The organism is Pseudoalteromonas sp. ESRF-bin5 (assembly GCF_002632075.1).
Lineage (GTDB): Bacteria > Pseudomonadota > Gammaproteobacteria > Enterobacterales > Alteromonadaceae > Pseudoalteromonas > Pseudoalteromonas marina.
The window spans coordinates 1-16,216 of record NZ_NTLW01000164.1; the positions used below are offsets into that span (position 1 = coordinate 1).

15 protein-coding genes are annotated in these 16,216 nt (G+C 38.1%); 2 read left to right on the plus strand and 13 right to left on the minus strand.

All coding sequences use genetic code 11. The features are described from left to right. From BCG07_RS09215 to thrS, 10 genes are all read right to left on the minus strand, one after another. Positions 1-651: LytR/AlgR family response regulator transcription factor (locus BCG07_RS09215; RefSeq protein WP_286889908.1), on the minus strand; the 651-nt coding region annotated here is incomplete at its 3' end. Continuing rightward, on the minus strand, positions 648-1,721 hold the full coding sequence (locus BCG07_RS09220; protein WP_006794466.1) for a sensor histidine kinase: 1,074 nt from the start codon (positions 1,719-1,721) through the stop codon (positions 648-650). The genes BCG07_RS09215 and BCG07_RS09220, both read right to left, overlap by 4 nt. Positions 1,722-1,965: 244 nt before the next feature. Continuing rightward, positions 1,966-3,522, minus strand: coding sequence for a SulP family inorganic anion transporter (locus BCG07_RS09225; RefSeq protein ID WP_006794467.1), 1,557 nt, complete (start codon positions 3,520-3,522; stop codon positions 1,966-1,968). Between the two features lie 113 nt (positions 3,523-3,635). Then, a complete protein-coding gene (locus tag BCG07_RS09230; protein ID WP_002960703.1) occupies positions 3,636-4,094 on the minus strand; it encodes an Lrp/AsnC family transcriptional regulator in 459 nt (152 codons plus the stop codon). Between the two features lie 115 nt (positions 4,095-4,209). After that, positions 4,210-4,851: an MBL fold metallo-hydrolase gene (locus BCG07_RS09235; RefSeq protein WP_286889909.1), complete on the minus strand. Its 642-nt coding sequence runs from the start codon at positions 4,849-4,851 to the stop codon at positions 4,210-4,212. A gap of 2 nt (positions 4,852-4,853) precedes the next feature. Then, complete coding sequence (locus BCG07_RS09240; protein ID WP_286889910.1) at positions 4,854-6,671, minus strand: M14 family metallopeptidase; 1,818 nt, start codon at positions 6,669-6,671, stop codon at positions 4,854-4,856. Positions 6,672-6,969: 298 nt separating this feature from the next. Continuing rightward, positions 6,970-7,329: a 50S ribosomal protein L20 gene (gene rplT / locus BCG07_RS09245; protein WP_002960711.1), complete on the minus strand. Its 360-nt coding sequence runs from the start codon at positions 7,327-7,329 to the stop codon at positions 6,970-6,972. Between the two features lie 15 nt (positions 7,330-7,344). Then, entirely contained in the window at positions 7,345-7,545 is a 201-nt protein-coding gene (rpmI, locus tag BCG07_RS09250) for a 50S ribosomal protein L35 (protein ID WP_002960713.1), read from the minus strand. Between the two features lie 212 nt (positions 7,546-7,757). Beyond that, positions 7,758-8,318 carry a translation initiation factor IF-3 gene (infC, locus tag BCG07_RS09255; RefSeq protein ID WP_006794470.1) on the minus strand — a complete coding sequence of 187 codons (561 nt, stop codon included), beginning with the start codon at positions 8,316-8,318 and terminating at the stop codon, positions 7,758-7,760. A 59-nt stretch (positions 8,319-8,377) separates the two neighbouring features. Beyond that, the gene (gene thrS / locus BCG07_RS09260) at positions 8,378-10,288 is read right to left on the minus strand and encodes a threonine--tRNA ligase (RefSeq protein ID WP_286889911.1); all 1,911 of its coding nucleotides are present in this window, start codon (positions 10,286-10,288) and stop codon (positions 8,378-8,380) included. 357 nt (positions 10,289-10,645) lie between these two features. On the opposite strand from thrS, the gene BCG07_RS09265 reads away from it, so the two are divergent. Then, entirely contained in the window at positions 10,646-11,092 is a 447-nt protein-coding gene (locus BCG07_RS09265) for a DUF3010 family protein (RefSeq protein WP_006794749.1), read from the plus strand. A gap of 185 nt (positions 11,093-11,277) precedes the next feature. Further along, the gene (locus BCG07_RS09270) at positions 11,278-13,011 is read left to right on the plus strand and encodes an AMP-binding protein (protein WP_286889912.1); all 1,734 of its coding nucleotides are present in this window, start codon (positions 11,278-11,280) and stop codon (positions 13,009-13,011) included. Between the two features lie 44 nt (positions 13,012-13,055). On the opposite strand, the gene BCG07_RS09275 is transcribed toward BCG07_RS09270, so the two are convergent. The 3 genes from BCG07_RS09275 to BCG07_RS09285 form a co-directional block, all read right to left on the minus strand. Next, positions 13,056-14,138 carry a GGDEF domain-containing protein gene (locus tag BCG07_RS09275; RefSeq protein ID WP_286889913.1) on the minus strand — a complete coding sequence of 361 codons (1,083 nt, stop codon included), beginning with the start codon at positions 14,136-14,138 and terminating at the stop codon, positions 13,056-13,058. 228 nt (positions 14,139-14,366) lie between these two features. Further along, positions 14,367-14,828 carry a YehS family protein gene (locus tag BCG07_RS09280; RefSeq protein ID WP_286889914.1) on the minus strand — a complete coding sequence of 154 codons (462 nt, stop codon included), beginning with the start codon at positions 14,826-14,828 and terminating at the stop codon, positions 14,367-14,369. Between the two features lie 106 nt (positions 14,829-14,934). Then, complete coding sequence (locus BCG07_RS09285; RefSeq protein WP_286889915.1) at positions 14,935-16,179, minus strand: lipoprotein-releasing ABC transporter permease subunit; 1,245 nt, start codon at positions 16,177-16,179, stop codon at positions 14,935-14,937. Positions 16,180-16,216: the final 37 nt, after the last annotated feature.

The window sequence follows — 16,216 nt, forward strand, 5'->3', positions numbered from 1 at the left end:
CTCTTGCTCAAGTTCTTTCATTGTTTTACGTAATATATGTGTTTGTCCATCTTGGCAATGTAAACACATATAATCACCTGCTGCATCAACCCATTGAATGGTTGCTGCTGGAACACGAATAATTTCGCCCTGCTCTTTTACTGCCAACGACTCTGGGTAACGTTTATCAGCTAAAGTATCACCGGTTGCCAGCTTTTTGAGAATTTCTTCACAGTTATTTCCGGTAATGCCAGCTACAAAACTCGCGAGTTTTTTCTTATGGGCGTTGTCTTGTTGCGTTTTTAAATAGGTATGCACTTTTTCTACCGCCTGTTTTAGTCTGTTATCATCAACGGGTTTTAAAATGTAATCCAATGCATGAATTTCAAATGCTTTTACTGCAAATTGATCAAATGCGGTAACAAACACGATTGCAGGTAGTACTTTAGTGCTTTCACTTAACGCGCGAGCAACTTCAAAACCATTCATGCCTGGCATTTGAATATCTAAAAATACTAAATCTATTTTTTCGTTTTTACACGTCTGTATTGCATCCGCACCCGAACTGCATAATTTAATAACTTCAATATCATCAAATTCTGAAAGTCTTACATCTAAACCTTTGCGCGCTAATGGTTCATCATCAACAATAAGCGTTCTGATTTTCATCATTTCTTCACAGCCTTCTCAAACGGCACTCGCAGATTAACTTTTAATCCACTTGGCGTATTATGTGATAATACAAACGAATAATTATTTTCGTAGAGCGTTTTTAATCTATCTTTGGTATTTGCAATGCCAACACCTTGTGCGTTAACAAGCTTGCCATTTTCTAATTCTGTGCCAGGCCCGTTATCTCCCACTTCAAGGAGTAATTCGTTAGCAAACACTTGGGCTTTGATATCAATTACACCACCTTCAGATAAGTGGGCAATCGCATATTTAATTGCGTTCTCAATAATAGGTTGCAATATAAGACTAGGCACAAGCGCTTGTTTTGCTTGTTCACTTACGTCTATGTTTACCTTTAAACGTTCATCAAAACGTACTCTCTCAATATCAAGGTATAGCTTTAATGCATGTAACTCTTGCTCAAGTGGTACTTTTTTTATGGGATCGGTATTTAATGTGTATCTTAAAAAGTCACTCAATTTAGAGACCATTAAGTTAGCATCTTTATTTTCTTTTACCAAAACTAATGTTGAAATGGCATTTAGCGTATTAAATAAAAAATGCGGGTTAAGCTGATACCTAAGCATTTTTAATTGGGCTTCGTGGGCCATTGTAGTGGCTTTTAATGCTTTTTGTCGTTCACTTTGCAATAGCTGATAATATTTGACGCCAAAGTACAAACCACTCCAACACAAAATAATGTAAACAGAATCTAATCCTTGTTGCAGGTAATAAAACCACTCTTCTGGCCTGTAACCATGGCGATATATTTCCCATAGATTAAATTTTTGTACAACAGCCCATAATGTACCCGTTACATAAGATGCCCCAAACACCACTAACATCAGCACTATAGGTGAAGCATTCCAAACTGTACGGTAAATATAGCGAAGAGGTACTGTCATAAGACAGCCAGCATAAGCATTTAATAATATAACGAATACGTAAATATCACGCATTTCAAATACTTTAGAACCAATGTAATTGACAAGCGCATACCCTATCCAGCCTGCAATCTGCAAAAGCCAAAAAAAGCGCTGACGGTTATCAATTAAAGATTGCCAATTCAAAATTTACACTGTCTCCAAAATAGTAACTACTTTAAAATCTATTCTTAGCTTGTATTTATTAATAACTAATTAATTTTATAAATAAACTAATTCATATCATCGCCTATTATATAGATTTACGAGGCTGTTTAGCACTACCGCCTATCTTAGTTTTTAATACAATCAACGCAAACTTAACTTACGCGCAATAAAAAAGCGAAAGGTATTACCCTTTCGCTTTCATTAACACGTTGATAATTATTGTTTAAGCAAGTTTATCTGACGCAACTTTATAAGTAGGATCTTCTATTACATTTACTTCAACTAAATCACGCGCTTTGTGCAGTAACTGAGTACAGTCTTTACTTAAATGACGCAAATGAAGCTGTTTACCTGCTTTAGTATATTTATCAGCTAATGCATCAATAGCCTCTATTGCACTGTGATCTGATACACGGCTATGTTTAAACTCTACAATAACGTTCTCTGGGTCATTTTTAACATCAAATAATTCAGAAAAGTTTTTAACTGAACCAAAAAATAATGGCCCATGTAACTCATATACTTTTGAGCCTTCTTCATCAATGTAGTTTGTTGTGTAAATATGTTTAGCATGTTGCCATGCAAAAACAAGTGCAGACACAATTACACCTACACACACTGCAATCGCTAAATCGGTAATCACCGTTACACCTGAAACCAGCACGATCACAAAGGCATCTGACAATGGGACGCGCTTCATCATTTTAAAACTTGCCCATTCAAATGTACCAAGCACAACCATAAACATAACCCCAACAAGTGCGGCAAGTGGGATCATTTCAATTAAACTTGAAGCAAAAATGATAAATGCAAGCAACATTAGTGCTGCACTGATACCTGATAAACGTGAACGACCGCCAGAATTAATATTAATCATTGATTGGCCAATCATTGCACAACCACCCATTGCACCAAAAAAACCACACGTTATATTTGCAGCGCCTTGGCCAATACACTCTTTGTTACTGTGACCACGGGTTTCAGTAATTTCATCAATTAAGCTAAGCGTTAATAATGACTCTATCAGGCCGATAGCAGCAAGTATCAGTGCATAAGGGAAGATAATTTGCAGCGTATCTAAATTAAATGGCACCATAGGAATATGAAACTCTGGCAACCCACCTGCGATTGTTGCCGCTTCGTCACCTGTCATCCCTTTTAAAAAATCTAATACGGTATGTGCTTCAAGGTCTAAACCAATCACTAAGCCAGTTACCGTTACAATCGCAACCAAAGACGAAGGAATAGCCGTTGTTAACTTAGGAAGGAAATGAATAATTCCCATAGTTAGCGCAACCAGCCCTAGCATAATAAACAATGGTTCACCCGTCATCCATTGCTGACCGCCCATACCGTCAGGTACTTTAAACTGACCTAACTGGGCTAAAAATATAACAATAGCTAAGCCGTTTACAAACCCTAGCATTACAGGATGTGGTACCATTCGAATAAACTTACCGAGCTTGAATATTCCCGCGAGTATTTGCAAAATACCCATCAACAGCACGGTTGCAAAGAGATACTCAACACCATGATCAAGTACTAAACTTACCATAACAACCGCTAAAGCACCGGTAGCACCTGAAATCATACCAGGGCGGCCGCCAAATATAGCCGTAATTAAACCTACGATAAACGCGGCATATAGACCAACTAAAGGTTCTACATTTGCTACAAAGGCAAACGCAACAGCTTCTGGCACTAAGGCTAACGCCACAGTTAAACCAGATAGAATATCGTTTTTAGCAGAGCTTGGCGCCCTACTGAGTAAGTTAAACATTGAGATCCTCAGGTGTATTTTGGGTATAAAAAAAGCGCTAAATTTTAGCAAATTAGCGCTCATTTAACAATTACATTGTCTTTTAAACTAAATAGCTCTAAAAAGTTATTCGTTTACAAAGGAAGAGAAGTGCTTCGTTTTACACATGTCATTGTTACGTTTGAATGCACTTCCTGCACATATTCTAAACTTAATAAGTTATCTCTAACAAAATGTTCGTAACCCTCTATACCTTGCGAGATTATACGTAACATAAAATCCATGGTACCAGCCATTGTATAACACTCAGTTACTTCATCATAACTCATGATTAGTTTTTCAAACTCAGCCAGATTTTTTTTTCCATGGTTAGATAAACGCACATGTGCGTATACCAGCATATCAAAGCCTAGTTTCTTTTCATCTAACAATGCCACTTTGCTTTTTATATAGCCGTCTTGCTCAAGTTTAGCAATTCGACGCCAACAAGGTGATTGAGATAAGCCGACTTTATCTGCTATTTCAGCAGTTGATAGACTTGCGTCTTGTTGCAAAAGTGCCAAAATTTGGCGATCTACGTGATTTAGAGACATTTTATTTCTTATTTATCAAATAAACTGGTTAAATTATACAACCATTTTTAAAAACAATCTGCTTATTTTTAGTTTTTCTATGTATAAATTACTCATAATTAATACATTTAACTCACTATCCGTACTGTCCACTCACAAAAGGGTTCGTTTTAATTTCATGCTCTACTGTTGTTTCACTGCCATGCCCCGACAAAATCGCGGTCTGCGCCGGCAAGGTTAATATATTAGCCTTAATGGATTCTATAAGTTGTTGACTATTGCCTTTTGGAAAGTCGGTTCGCCCCACGGAGCCTTTAAATATAACGTCACCAACAATTACACATTTATTATTGTGTTCATAGAATACAATATGTCCTGGCGTATGACCTGGGCAATGCATTACATCGAATTTTAATTTACCTAGGCTCAAAGTATCACCATGCGATAGCCACGCATCTGGGTAAAAAGGATCAATGGGTGGAAAACCGAACATTTGAGCTTGCATTGGTAAATTATCAAACCAAAAACGTTCATCCTTATGCGGGCCAATAATTTTAATATCAAACTGCCTACGAAGCACTTCAGCTGCACCAACATGGTCTAAGTGCCCATGGGTTAACCAAACAGCTTTTAAGGTTAAACTATTACTCGTTAAAGTAGCTATTATCTTATCGCTGTCACCACCGGGGTCAACAGCGATTGCTTCTTGAGTACTCTCGCAAGCTATTATTCTGCAATTTTGTGCAAAAGGTGTCACTGGTATTGTTATAATTTTCATCGCTATATTTCTTTATCTTTTTGTTCTGGTACTGCTATTTCTTCTTCAAACGACATAAGTATTGGATACTTTAAATAAGCTTGGTCATAAAACGGGCTATGCTCATATAACCAGTTTAAGCGAGCATCAGGATCATTAGCGAATGACTTGTCATTTTTTAGCTTTTTATCAAATGCTAATGCAAGTTTTGGATTATCTTTTAGCATTTGACGGGCAAACGGGATTAGCGCGTAGTTTTCCATGTATTCTGTTCGTTGAAAAACAGTATTAAACTCACCCCATGCAAAAAATGAATCCGGTGCCTCTGGGTGCAGCAAATGGACAGCTAATTCTCCTGCCTTTTGTTGAGTTGTAACTTCAAACCAACCGTCTAAATTTACATTAATAGCAGGCTTATAATCAAAAGTAGCCGTTACTCTAAATCGTCCTTCAAACGGTGACTTAGCAAAAGAGTAATCATCTATTTTGGCCTGTTTTAGTGGTTGTGTATTTTCACCAACTAATTTGTTCACAGACACACCATGAAGCGATAACTTTTCAATTAAATCCGTGTAAACAGGTGGTATAAAAAATGCCTTAGGCACTTCAACACGCTTTTGTACGTCTTTTTGCCAATATACAGGTAAATCAGTATAGTCTTCTTTCTCGCCAATATATTGAACTTCTGTTTGACCTGATAACGTACTCATTTTTGAGGTATAACGAATACCTTTGAATTCAATTTCAACAGGAGTTTTACTATACCCTCGTTGAACAATAAGTTCTTTTGGCACAAATGCCTGTTCTTTTTTTACTGCATTAGCTAGTTCATGGCTGTGATTTGATAAGGCATCAATTGCACCATCAATAAATACATAAGTTCCTAATACACGTTGCTTATAGGGTTTCAGGGAATGGTTTTCGACTAAAATTGTAGGTAAAGACTTTAAGTCGCCCCAACCATTTGAAAACCGTGGTGTAGCAACCCAACCTGCAAGCCCTCCTTTAAAGTTTCGCTTATTCATAACAAATACAAGTGGTCCAGGTATATGGCCTTGCGATGCTAACTTTTCATCTATTACAGGTTTGAAGTATTGGTCTAGCGCAGCTGATATAGCAGGTGATTCGCTCGCAAAAACCGGGTTATACCCATAGGTGACATCGTATTGATAATCTGCACCGTCAGTAACGTGCACATCAACATACAGATTTGGGTTATAGTCATTAATAACATTCAAAACACTTTTAACTTCGGGTGTATCAAGTTTTGTAAAGTCACGGTTTAAATTTAAATTATTTGCATTAGTTCTAAAACCCATTTTACTTGGGCCGCGTTGATTAATACGGTTGAAGTGGCCGCTTCTTTCATGTCCGTCAACGTTTAAAATTGGGATGAATAAAATATTTACTTTCTTTAAAATATCTCTGCGTTTGCCAGTCGCTATATCGCGTAACAACATAAACATCGCGTCTTTACCGTCAATCTCGCCAGCATGAATTCCCGCTTGAACAAGCACTGTAGGCTTGGTGCTATTAGCAAGCTGATCTGCATCAAAAAAACCTTGCTCACTCGCTACAACCATTTTAATAGCGCGCTTACTATTACTATAACCAATTATTTGCGATTTGAATTGAGTTGGGTTTGCAGCAACTAAACGCTCTACAAAAGCCATTGTGTTGTTGTAGTCAGGAGATATATAACCATCTGAAAGTTCAAAATCCGTTGTCAGAGGACCTGCCTGTTGTATCAGCGATAAGCTTTGTCCTTGCCAAGGTAGCAAAGGTGGTAAATGGCTATCGTAAGTCATACTTGCAGATAAAAAAAGTAAGCTGGCTAACATATTATTCTCAAAAAAGCGCTTTAATGGCCAAATTATAACAACTTAACTGATCGTTACGAAAAAACTGCGGTAGTTCAACAAAAAACACAGCCTAAGGTAAGTTAATAATGAATCAAAAATGCTTTATTAGTATTTCAGCAGAATTAGTATCCAATAAAATACAGCTGGGTCTATAAATTAATAACGGCTTATTTTACTCGGGAACTTAGAATAGCTTTTATGTGGTGGGGTTTTCATAGCAAATTTTAGGCACAAAAAAAGGAGCCAATGGGCTCCTTTTCAGTTCTTATAAAAAAGCTTAAGCGGCTAGGCCTTCTTTAGCTTTTTCTACAAGCGCTGCGAATGCAACTTGGTCGTAAACAGCGATATCTGCAAGGATCTTACGATCGATTTCTACAGAAGTCTTTTTAAGACCATTGATAAAACGGCTGTAAGACAGACCATTTTGACGTGAAGCAGCATTGATACGTGCAATCCATAATTGACGGAAAGTACGTTTCTTCGCACGACGGTCACGGTAAGCGTATTGACCCGCTTTAGTAACAGCCTGGAAAGCTACGCGGTAAACACGTGAACGTGCTCCGTAGTAACCTTTTGCTTGTTTTAAAACTTTTTTGTGACGTGCACGTGCGACAACGCCGCGTTTAACTCTTGCCATTTCTAAAAACCCCTATTAAGCGAACGGTAACATACGTGAAACTAGACCATGGTCATTTTTATGAACCATCATCTTAGGACGTAGGTGTAACTTACGCTTAGAAGTTTTCTTAGTCAGAATATGACGAAGATGCGCTTGTTTACGCTTGAAACCGCCAGAAGCAGTCTTTTTGAAACGCTTAGCAGCGCCACTGTGACTTTTTAGCTTATAAGCCATTGCAATAACTCCAATTGTATTGCCTTTAAATTAGTAAGCAGGCGTGAGGTATATTTCTATAGCTCCACTTTTAGGCCTAACTTACTGCCATGTTCCGGTGAAAGCCCAGCATAAAATGCTGCAACTTTACTTTAAAACCGGTTAACTCAGGTGAATATTTGCATATTGCTTGCAGACCTGAGCTAAATTCGGTGCGCATTATTACTTAAAAATTACTTTTTAGCAATAGGTGCCATCATCATAACCATTTGACGGCCTTCAACGCGATTTGGGAAAGACTCAACGACTGCTAAATCTTCTAAATCGCCTTTAACGCGGTTTAATAGTTCGATGCCAATTTCTTGGTGAGCCATTTCACGGCCACGGAAGCGGATGGTAATTTTAGCTTTATCGCCAGCTTCTAAGAACTTACGTAAGTTGCGAAGCTTAACCTGATAATCACCTTCATCCGTACCAGGACGGAATTTGATTTCTTTAATCTGGATTTGCTTTTGCTTCTTCTTCTGCTCTTTCAGTTCTTTGCTTTTTTCAAAGATGAACTTACCGTAGTCCATAACCTTACAAACAGGCGGCTCAGCGTTTGGGCTAATCTCTACAAGATCAACACCCGCTGCATCAGCCATGGCTTGTGCGTCTTTTAATGACTGAATGCCAGCTTGTTCGCCGTCGATGTCGATTAAACGAACTTCTTGAGCTGTAATTTCTTCGTTAATACGATTTTTTTGAGCTGTTTGTTGCCCTTTCTTGCCGCCTCTAATGGTACGTTCCTCCAAGAATATCAATAATATAAGCGTGTAGATGACTTTTAGTTACAGCCCTACACGCTCGATTTTTACTGTCGATTTTTAATCTCTTCGCTTATTTTAGCTACAAAGTCATCGACATTAAATTTACCCAGGTCTTCACCTGTTCGCGTACGAACCGCTACTTCTTGTTGTTCAACTTCTTTGTCGCCAACAACCAGTAAGTAAGGTATACGCTTTAATGTATGCTCACGGATTTTAAAGCCAATCTTCTCATTTCTCAAGTCAGCAGCGGCTCTAATTCCAAGTTTATTTAATTTTTGTACAATTTCGTGCACGTAATCTGCTTGTTTATCGGTAATATTCATAATTACCACTTGCTTTGGAGCAAGCCACGTTGGGAATAAACCAGCGTATTCTTCAGTTAAAATACCGATAAAGCGCTCAATTGAGCCTAAAATAGCACGGTGTATCATAACTGGGGTGCGTCGTTCGTTGTTTTCAGCTACATAAGTAGCGCCTAAACGACCCGGAAGTGCAAAATCTAGTTGCACTGTACCACATTGCCACGCTCTGTCTAAACAATCGTACAAAGTAAATTCAATTTTAGGTCCGTAAAAGGCACCTTCACCTGGTAGGTAATCAAATTCAATGTCGTTTGCCTTAAGTGCATCAGCTAATGCAACCTCTGCTTTGTCCCAAATTTCATCGTCACCGATACGTTTTTCAGGACGCGTAGAAAGCTTAACTACAATTTTGTCAAAACCGAATGTTTCATAGGTATCATAAACCATCTTAATACACGCTGAAACCTCGTCCATTACTTGCTCTTCTGTACAGAACACGTGAGCATCATCTTGTGTAAAGCCACGTACACGCATTAAGCCGTGTAAAGCGCCTGATGGTTCGTTACGGTGACAACAACCAAACTCGGCCATACGCAGTGGTAAATCACGGTACGATTTTAAACCTTGGTTAAAAATTTGCACGTGACCCGGGCAGTTCATTGGTTTAATAGCGTATTCGCGCTTTTCAGACTCTGTGGTGAACATGGCGTCTGAGTATTTTTCCCAGTGACCAGATTTTTCCCACAAAGATCGGTCCATCATCATTGGACCTTTTACTTCTTCGTATTGGTATTCACGTAATTTTTCACGGACAAATTCTTCAAGCTCGCGGTAAATGCTCCAACCATCGTTATGCCAAAATACCATACCTGGCGCTTCTTCTTGCCAGTGCCATAAGTCTAGAGCCTTACCAATACGACGGTGATCACGCTTTTCAGCTTCTTCTAAACGCTTTAAATACGCTTTAAGTTGCTTTTTATCGCCCCACGCAGTGCCGTAAATGCGCTGTAACATTTTATTTTCAGAATCACCACGCCAGTACGCACCTGCTACTTTCATTATTTTGAAGTTTTGGCAGAATTTCATGTTAGGTACATGAGGACCACGACACATGTCTACGTATTCTTCGTGGTGGTATAATCCTGGGCGATCATCTTTTGCAATGTTCTCGTCCAAAATTTCAATTTTGTATGTTTCGCCACGCGCTTCAAACGTATCGCGAGCTTCTTGCCAGCTTACTGTTTTTTTCACTACGTCGTAGTTTGTTTTTGCAAGTTGCAACATACGCTTTTCAATGGCATCTAAGTCATCTTGTGACAAAGAATGATCTAAATCGATATCGTAGTAAAAGCCGTTATCAATAGTTGGGCCAATTGCCATTTTTGCTTCTGGGTAAAGTTGCTTAACCGCATGACCTATTAAGTGAGCGCACGAGTGACGAATAATCTCAAGTCCGTCTTCATCTTTTGCTGTGATGATCTCAAGCCGTGCATCATCATTAATTAGGTCACATGCATCAACACGGTCGCCATTAACACGACCAGCAATGGTTGCTTTAGCTAGGCCTGGACCAATATCGTTTGCAACATCAAGGGTACTTACAGGGTTTTCAAAACTACGCTGACTGCCGTCAGGAAGGGTAATAACTGGCATTATAAATCCTTACATACAGTGGTGACACCTACAATGTATCACGTGTATTTTAAATAAAATTAAATGAGAATGACTCGACAACGCTCTTACGAATAAGCATTGACTATTTTTCGCCTAACAGGCTGATGTAGATGCTGAGTCTGCTCAACTACAAAAATATATTGTCGCGTGAGCGAGAAACAATTACAAGTTTAAAGGCGCTGTAATCAATGTTATTTTGCGTAAGTTTGTAAATATAGTTATAAACGATGACAATTTTGAGAAATGCATAGTAAGAATTCACCTTATTGCTTATTCTCGCAATTTATTCGATGTTGCGTATAATACGCAATAATTAAGTTTTATTAGAGAACAGCAATGAGAACATGTGGTGTAGAAATTACCGGTAGTGACGTACTACTTTGTATTTTAAGTAAAGATAACGACGTTTTTGATATTCGCGATGTGCGTCAAACACGTTTTACTTTAGGTAATGGTAACGACACTGAAATAATGCGCAAATTTCAATTTGATTTTGCAAAGCTAATGCAAGATTACCAAATTGACTCTGTTGCCATTCGCGAACGCCAACCAAAAGGTAAATTTGCAGGCAGTGCGAAAGGTTTTAAAATGGAAACCGCTATTCAGCTCATTGAAAACCTAGATGTACGCGTATTCTCAACTACAGAGATTAAAGAGCAAGTTAAGCGTAATCCTATCCCTATTGCATTTGAGGAAACAGGCCTTAAAAAGTACCAAGAAAATGCATTTGTGAACGCCTACGTATACATAATGAAAAAAACGTATCGTAGTGACGAAATGTAATTTAAAACGTTTAAAGTTTTTTAAATTATGAACGCGCCAATATGGCGCGTTTTTTATTGCTACTATTTTACTGGCTATATCTTTACTTATAATACATTAGTCTAACCACCCTTCTTTTTGTCGACAATGTGTGTTTATTTAGTTCCTAGTTTATGTAATACACACACATCGACACGGAGAAAAACATGCACACACTACATAAAACGGTTAAAGAAGTAGAAATAATAAATTCACTACCGTTGTCCAAAAGCTATTTTAAAGGCTCACAAAATACACCTTTAACCAATAAAACCATTGGTGCTTACTTCGACTTCATTGTCGACAAAAACCCTAACTCGCTTGCGGTAGTGGTCAATCATCAAAACATACGTTTAACCTACAAAGAATTTCAAAAAGAAGTGAATCAACTCGCAATGGGGCTATTAGCCATCGGTGTTAAGCCAGGCGATCGGGTCGGAATATGGTCACCTAATAATATACAGTGGTGCTTAACTCAATTCGCTACCGCAAAGATTGGTGCCATTATGGTTTGCATTAACCCAGCCTACCGGCCAAATGAGCTTCAATATGCATTAAATAGCGTTGAATGTTCAACACTCATTACCGCTTCACAATTTAAAGGCAGCAACTATATAGAAATGCTAAATAGTCTAGCGCCAGAACTTAAACATTGTGACAGTGGCAAGCTTTCAGCTAAAGCTCTGCCCAATCTTAAGAATGTAATTCGTATTGGTGATAATGTAAGCGCTGGCATGTTTTCGTTTTCCGATATTATGCGTATGGCAACGCCAGCTCATGAGCTTGAACTTAATGCTATTGCTGCAAATTTAAATGCCGAACAGGACATAAATATACAATTTACCTCAGGCACAACAGGTAACCCAAAAGGCGCTACACTCACCCATAAGAACATATTAAATAACGCGCTTTTTGTTAGCGACTCTATGCATTTTACTGAGCACGACAAGCTTTGTATTCCAGTGCCTTTATATCACTGCTTTGGTATGGTTTTAGGTAGTCTGTTATGCGTTACAAAAGGCGCCGCAGCCATTTATCCGAGTGATTCGTTTGACGCCAAAACAACGCTTGATGTAATTGAACAAGAAGGCTGTACAGCATTGCACGGTGTTCCCACTATGTTCATTAGTCAACTTGAGCTCAGTACCTTTAATGAATATGACTTAAGTACACTCAGAACTGGTGTTATGGCAGGCTCTACTTGTCCAGAACAAGTCATGCGCAAAGTTCAAACACAAATGAATATGCACCAAGTTTTAATTGCCTATGGGCAAACTGAATGCAGCCCAATCAATAATATAACCGAAACTGATTCATCAATAGAGCGCCAAGTAACAACCGTTGGCCGCGCTCTTGCACATACTGAGGTTAAAATTATTGATGAACTGGGTAACATTCAAAAAATAGGTTTACCCGGTGAAGTATGCTCAAAAGGCGTAGGGATAATGCGCTGCTATTGGAATGACGAAGAAAAAACAAAAGCCACAATAGATAGTAACGGCTGGCTTCATTCAGGAGATTTAGGTGTTATGGATAGCGAAGGGTTTGTGAGTATTGTTGGGCGAATTAAAGACATGATTATCCGTGGTGGTGAAAACGTTTACCCTCGAGAAATTGAAGAGGTGCTTTATACCTATCCAGGCATACAAGACGCCGCTGTATTTGGTATCAGCGATGAAAAATACGGTGAAGAAGTGTGTGCGTGGATCCAACCAAAGGAAGATATAACACTCGATGAGCAAGCGATTCGTGCATTTTTAAAAGACAAGTTAGCCTACTTTAAAATGCCTCGGTATGTTCGCTTTGTAGAAAGTTACCCTATGACAGTGACAGGCAAACTACAAAAGTTCAAAATGCGAGAACAAATGCAAGAAGTATTATCAAGTAAATTATTTTCATAATATAAACTTGCCCAGCATGACACAATATAAATGTTGGGCCATTTTTATATGTAATCTTTAATTACTTTATTTTTACCTGTATTTTTTGCTTTGTACATCGCTTTATCGGCTACAGATAGCAATGCTTTAATGTCTGGACAAAGGGCGGAAAAATCAGCTACGACAACGCCAACAGAAACAGTTACACGTTTAAATGTTGAGTATTCGTGACTTATCGTATTTGTAGCAAAAAGATTGGGTAAATCATCAAGCCAGTCTAAATTATTTTGATCTAAAATTTTAACTAAGATAAATTCTTCACCACCAAATCTAACAACAATATCTGCCTGGAGTTCTTTTAATCGGCTCGCAACATCAATGAGTATGTTATCGCCATCTAAATGCCCGTAATTATCGTTATATTTTTTAAAGTCATCGATATCAACCATAGCAAGCGCTAGCGACTGAGATGGCTTTATTTGATTCATTAAGCGTTTACATTCTGAGTCAAAACTGTGTCTATTATATAACCCCGTTAGTTGATCAATGTTTGCTTTTTGTGTTTCAACAAGCTCAGCTTCATATTGTTTACGTAAAAGTATATCCAGTTGATATTGAATACAAGCCATTACAATCACAATGCTAATGTAAAAGTAAAGGCTCCATATTATTGGCGTGGATGAAAACAAATGAACACTTAGAAGGCTTAACCCCGTAATTGTCCATAAAATAAGTTTATGGCCTAAATGAAGCATGGGTATTGCAGAAAAGGAAGCCACTACAAGCATTGGCCCTCCCTCGTTTAAATAACCATATAATCCGACAAAGGACCAAAATAAATACCCAAATAAAACACAAAATAAAACGCCATAAGCAAAACAACGATAATGTAAGTATTTTGCCTTTAATTTATTGTTTACATAAACCAATATAAACGACAAACAAACCATCGATAGTCTTAAAACATTAATGACAGAGTATAAAGATTGCTTATCATTCAACCACGAAAGAACAACTAAAAGTGATAAAAAAAAAGCAGCCAAATACAACGCAATGTTGGCAAAATGAACGGTGCTTTTGTTGAGTTGATACTGAAAATCTTTTTCTTTGTCGGGTGGAAAATAAAATGTTGAGGGGATTAATTGCATTCTAAATTCCTTTTTGTATTTTCGTTACCTGGAAATAGCGAAATTAAAACGGATATGATTGTGTTTTTATGACACTTGGTTTTTAATGCACTTAGATTGGTTTAGCAAAGTTAACTTTTAAATATTATCGCTAAGTTAGATTAATTACAATCTTAGTAAACACTAATAATGATTGGCTTAAAAACGTTGTTTTTCACAACGTTTTTAAGCCAAAATAATTATTAGCAATTATTCAGGGCGGTGTTGTTGCTGAACGCCGGTTAAAAATAAACGAAGTATTTGATCGTTACACACCCGGTAATGCTTGTTGTCTACTTTACGAGAAAACGCACTTAATTCGTGTTTGCTTAAATCAAAATCAACCAATGCAAGCGTGGCTATTACATCTTCTGCCTTCATGTTTAAAGCAATGCGTAACTTCATAAAGATAATATTATTATTAAGCTTACTCTCTGGTATTGGCTGCGCACCCTCGCGTTTACCTCGTTTGGTATTAATAAACCCGTTTAGGAAGGTTGCAAACTCAGTGTCTGAAATTTTAACAAACTCTTGCTCGCCCTCTTTTGTTAACCACGCAATGACTTGCTCTGTTGTTACTGTAGCCTCTGCCGCAGCAAAAATGCCAACCATGGCAGTATCTGTTAAATTAAAGGTATAGCGAAGACGGCGTAAAATATCGTTATTTGTCAAAGTGATTTCCTGAGTAAGGTTTTAAATAGATAAGCATTAGCGCCCACTATTAAATGAGCGCGTAGTTTAGCAGCTTTACAAACCCGCCCCTATTGTTTTAGTAAGGTTAATTACCCAGCACCTTTGCCGGATCGACTCGCGTAGCCTGCCATGCGGGATAAATAGTCGCAAAAATAGCAAGTACGAATGTTGCAATTACTGTAATGCCGATGTCTTCTAGCACAAGCTTACTAGGTAAAAATTCTATAAAATAAACCCCTTCAAGCGGATTAGCACCCATTAGCTGGCTCAGCCAAGCAAATAATTCACTTATGTTTAATGCTAATACAACACCAATGAACGAGCCAAGTAAGACACCCACAAACGCTTGCGTTAATCCCTGCATTACAAAGGTTGCTAAAATAGTACTGTCTTTAGCGCCCATTGTTTTTAAAATTGCGATATTGCCTTCTTTTTCACGCACTTCCATGACAAGAGAAGACACAATATTAAAACTCGCAACAGCAATAATTAAAAACACAACAATATAAACAATGGTACGAACCATTTGTATATCTTGATATAAGCTACCTTGTGTTCTAAACCAACTAGAAATATAGACATAATCGCTAATGGTTTGCCCTACATTAAGCGCTATTTGATGCGCTGAAAACACATCATCAACACTTAACCTTAAACCTGTAACTTGGGTTTCGTCGTAGCCAAGTGTTTGCTGCGCTTTGCCCAAATGTATAAAAGCAGCCGTGCTGTCAATTGGGCCGCCCATTTCAATAACACCTGCAAGGCTCAGGGTAACGCGTTTAGGTGCTAATAACTGACCACCTGCTTGCCCAACCTGAGGAATTAGCAAAGTAATATTGTCGCCCACTTTTGCGTCAAGTTGCTTTACTATTTGTTGGCCTAAAATAACCTCTTCAGAGGATAATTGGCTTACTAATTTACCTGTTCCAAACTGGTTAACTGCAGAAACATTGCCCTCATAAGAAGGGCTAACACCGCGTATTTCGACCGCTTTTAATTGGCTTTTATACTGCGCCATACCATTAACCGCGATAAATGGGGCTGCTCCCGTTACATGCGGCTGACTTTCTATATTAGCTACTTTTAGCTGCCAATTAGCAATAGGTCTGCTTGGTGCAACATATTCAACCTGAGGTACTACGCTTAGTAAACGATGGACTAATTGTTGTTCAAAGCCATTAATTACTGAAAGGGCAACAATTAAAACAGCGACCCCCAATAAAATACCTATAGTAGACGCTTTAGCTATAAAACTAACAAACCCGTTTTTTTCGTCTTTATGACCTGAGTATGCTCTAAAACGTTTACTTAAAAATGCACTAAGCAACATATTGTGACTCTTTTACCGATAGTTTACCGTCATCTAA